Annotated in this window: 1 protein-coding gene and 2 pseudogenes (1 of these 3 running past the window's edge); all 3 read left to right on the top strand. The window is 44.7% G+C overall.

Annotation, left to right across the window (positions count from 1 at the left end):
- Positions 1–776 (top strand): annotated as a pseudogene (locus tag QZ327_RS08375) (CTP synthase) (its annotated part extends 540 nt beyond the left edge of the window); the annotation flags it as partial.
- Between the two features lie 39 nt (positions 777–815).
- Positions 816–2,397: pseudogene (yidC, locus tag QZ327_RS08370) on the top strand (membrane protein insertase YidC).
- A 361-nt stretch (positions 2,398–2,758) separates the two neighbouring features.
- The coding region (locus QZ327_RS08365) for a TolB family protein (protein ID WP_367114540.1) at positions 2,759–3,462 on the top strand (704 nt) is incomplete at its 3' end.

Below are 3,462 nucleotides of genomic sequence, written 5' to 3'. Positions count from 1 at the left end.
CCCTTGGGCCATGGAGAGATTTTCTGGATCGTCGTCACAAAGCAACAGAAAAAGTAAAAATAGGATTGGTAGGTAAATACGACTTGCAAGACGCTTATAAATCTATTCTTGAAGCCTTGTCACAAGCCGCTACTTACAATGACCGTAAAGCGGATATTCACTTCATCAACAGCGAAAAACTGACGGATGCCAATGTAGAAGAGCAGATTAAGGAAATGGATGGCATTATTATCTGTCCGGGATTCGGGCAACGCGGCATAGAAGGCAAGTTCGTGGCTATCAAATATGCACGTACGCACAATGTACCTACTTTCGGAATCTGTTTGGGCATGCAGTGCATAGCTATTGAGTTTGCTCGTAACGTATTAGGTTATACAGATGCCAACAGCCGTGAAATGGATGAGAAAACACCACACAACGTGATAGACATTATGGAAGAGCAGAAAGCTATCACCAACATGGGTGGCACAATGCGTTTGGGAGCCTATGAATGTATTCTGGACCAACATTCAAAGACTTTCGAAGCCTATAAAAGTGAACACATACAGGAACGCCACCGCCACCGCTACGAGTTCAACAATGACTACAAGCAGGAATATGAAAAGGCGGGAATGAAATGTGCGGGTATCAATCCGGAGTCTGATCTGGTGGAAATAATTGAAATTCCAACATTAAAATGGTTCATCGGAGTTCAGTTCCATCCCGAATACAGCAGTACTGTATTGAAACCACATCCTTTATTCTTGTCATTCATCAAAGCAGCAATAGACAAATAAAAAACGAGAATTATAATATAATAAGGTAAACAAATAAAAATGGACAAAAACACTTTAGTGGGATTCGCCCTGATTGGTGCAGTTGTGATAGGCTTCAGCATCTACAACCGGCCCAGCCAGGAAGAAATGGCGCATGCCAAGCACTATCAGGATTCCATTCAGGCGATAGCCCAGAAAGAGGCCGAACGACAGGCGCAGGCTGCCATGACACAGAGTCAGAACGCAACATTGCATCTAGACTCCGCCTCCATGTTCTATGGCGCGAGCCAAGGTACGGAACAGCTGACGACACTGGAAAACAATGTAGTAAAACTGACTTTCATCAACAAAGGCGGACGAGTATGTGCAGCCACATTGAAAGACTATAACGGACAGGACGGCAAGCCCTTGACTTTGTTCGATTCAAAGGACTCAGGACTAAATTTCGCATTTGAAGGAAAAAATGAAAACATTCTGACCGAGGACATGTATTTCCAACCCACCAACGTAACAGACAGCACTGTAACCATGCGTCTGGCAGCAAACAACGGTGGCTACATAGATTTCGATTACAAACTTTTGCCGGATGCTTATATGGTGAACTTCACTATTCGTGCAAACGGCATGCAGAATTTTTTCCCTCCTGCCCTGAATACAGTTAATATCAACTGGCACCAGCGTGCCCGCCAACTTGAAAAAGGGTTCAGCTTCGAGCAACGTTACACTTCGCTCACTTACAAACCCGTAGGAAAAAGTTCGGACTATCTGAGCGAAATGAAAGAGGAAAAAGAGGAAGTGGGTGAACGTCTGGACTGGATTGCTTTCAAAAACCAGTTCTTCTCAAGCGTGCTTGTTGCGGATCAAGACTTCAACAATGCATCTTTATCCTCTATCCCTCAACAGGAAGGAAGCGGATACATGAAGAACTATACTGCCAACATGACTACATTCTTTGACCCTACCGGAAAGCAATCTACTGATATGCAATTCTATTTCGGTCCGAACCATTTCAAGACGTTGCAAAGCAGTAATGATCTAAGCCTTTCCCAAAAAGATTTGGAGCTGGAAGATTTAGTTTATCTAGGGTGGCCCATTATCCGCTGGATAAACCGCTGGTTCACTATCAATTTGTTCGACTGGCTCTCAGGCTTGGGATTAAGCATGGGCGTGGTGCTGTTGTTGATGACTATCATCGTCAAGGCGCTGGTTTACCCCGCTACTTATAAATCGTATATGTCTTCTGCCAAGATGCGCGTCTTAAAACCGTACATCAGCGAAATCAACGCAAAATATCCCAAACAGGAAGACGCGTTGAAAAAGCAACAGGAAACTATGGCACTTTACAGCAGATACGGAGTAAGCCCTATGGGAGGCTGCCTTCCCATGCTGATACAAATGCCAGTGTTCATGGCCTTGTTCTTCTTCGTGCCCAACGCGATTGAGTTGCGTCAACAAAGTTTCTTGTGGGCTCCAGACTTGTCCACATACGATGATATTGCTCGCCATGCTGGAAGCACGTAAAGAACAACTTCAGAAAAACGGACGGAAGCCGGGAAGCAGCGGACTGATGGCGAAGCTGGAAGCATTGCAAAAGGAGCAGGAACGTCTGCAACAGGAAAGAATGAACAAAGGGAAAAGATAAAAATTCGTACCATATTATTTAAATAACCAGTGGAGACAAACTTTTCAGTATTGAAAGTGATTGCCTCCACTTTCTTTTTGCCCTTTACTGACAGGAATAACCATGAAAACTCTTTGCCACATGCGGTTGATTTCGTACATTTGTCCGGAAAACGCAAACGCATCAACAATCAAAATAATCCTTGGAAAGTTACTTATAACCTTATAATCCTATCCAGCGTCTTCCCCACTAGGTTTCTAACGATTGTATCTTTGGGAACATAAACTTCTTAAAGCAAACAAAATATGCCGAAACATTTCATATCACCGGCTTTTATACGTATTTTTGCAATCAATCAATTATCTAAACACAACTTTTAAATATGAACAAATCAAGCGCAACCATCATGGCAGCAGCACTTATGCTGGCTTCCTCCTGTGCCGAAGTGAAGCAGGAAGGACAGGGCTACGAGCCCATTATAGGCAAGCAAGAGATAACCATCAAGGACGGCCGCCTCACCCCCGAAGCCCTGTGGGCAATGGGACGCATAGGCAGTCTGAGTGTATCACCCGACGGGCAAAAGATAGCCTACACCGTAGCCTACTACAGCGTGGCCGAAAACAAAAGCCACCGCATGATTTATGTCATGGATGCCAATGGGAAAAACAATACCCAGCTCACACAGACGGGATGGAACGAAGGCGACCCCCAATGGATAAAGAACGGAAACAAGATTGCCTTTCTGAGTAACGAAAGCGGCGGAAACCAGATTTGGGAAATGAACCCCGACGGAACGGAACGCCGTATTCTCTCCGATTTCAAAGGAGACATAGAAGGATTCTCTTTTTCGCCGGACGGCAAAAAGATTCTTTTCATCTCACAAGTAAAGTACGGCCAACGTACTGTAGACCTCTACCCTGACCTACCCAAAGCCAGCGGTATCATTGTAAACGACCTAATGTATAAGCACTGGGACGAATGGGTAGAAAGCGTTCCGCATCCTTTTATCGCCGATTTTGACGGTAACATGATGGGATCAGCCATCGACATCATGGAAGGTGAACCGTTTGAAGCTCCAATGAAACC

Origin of the sequence: uncultured Bacteroides sp. (assembly GCF_910578895.1) — a bacterium.
In the GTDB taxonomy this organism is placed as follows: Bacteria; Bacteroidota; Bacteroidia; order Bacteroidales; family Bacteroidaceae; genus Bacteroides.
Note: the sequence above shows the minus strand (reverse complement) of the source record. Positions and strands in the feature narration are given on the sequence as shown.